At 39.1% G+C, this 399-nt stretch carries 1 protein-coding gene; it reads right to left on the bottom strand.

Annotation, left to right across the window (positions count from 1 at the left end; genetic code table 11):
* Nucleotides 1-399 (bottom strand): CBM96 family carbohydrate-binding protein (locus AC1DND_RS29570; protein ID WP_477586622.1); only part of this gene is annotated, 399 nt, incomplete at both ends.

The following is a 399-nucleotide window of genomic DNA, read 5'->3' as shown; positions in this document are numbered from 1 at the left end:
ACTCAAGCGCATGGTGGCAATATCAAAACTATTTACACCGTTAAGATCAAATTTCAGGTAAGTTTCCCTGTTATAGCTCGTATTAACACCATCATATTTAGCCACTAATGTATTGGCAGTACCAAAATTGGTAGTCGAATAACTACCATCTCTTACATACGCATCTGCCAAAGTAGAAATTGTTGCATCTACATGAATATTAATTATTTCTGAAGTGGTAGAGCCACCACTGTTATCTGTAGCAACCGCAGTAATTGAATACTTGCCTGCCGGTAAATTACCCCAACTGAAACTGTAAGGTGCTGTCAAATCCTCACCCAACTTGGAGGTTCCTTGAAAAAATTCAACTTTACTGATGGTTCCGTCAGCATCGGCTGCATCCGCTGTAATATTAAATGT

Source organism: Pedobacter sp. 01N416, assembly GCF_056399685.1.
The sequence above is the reverse complement of the archived record's forward strand: the minus strand, read 5'-3'. Positions and strand labels throughout refer to the sequence as shown.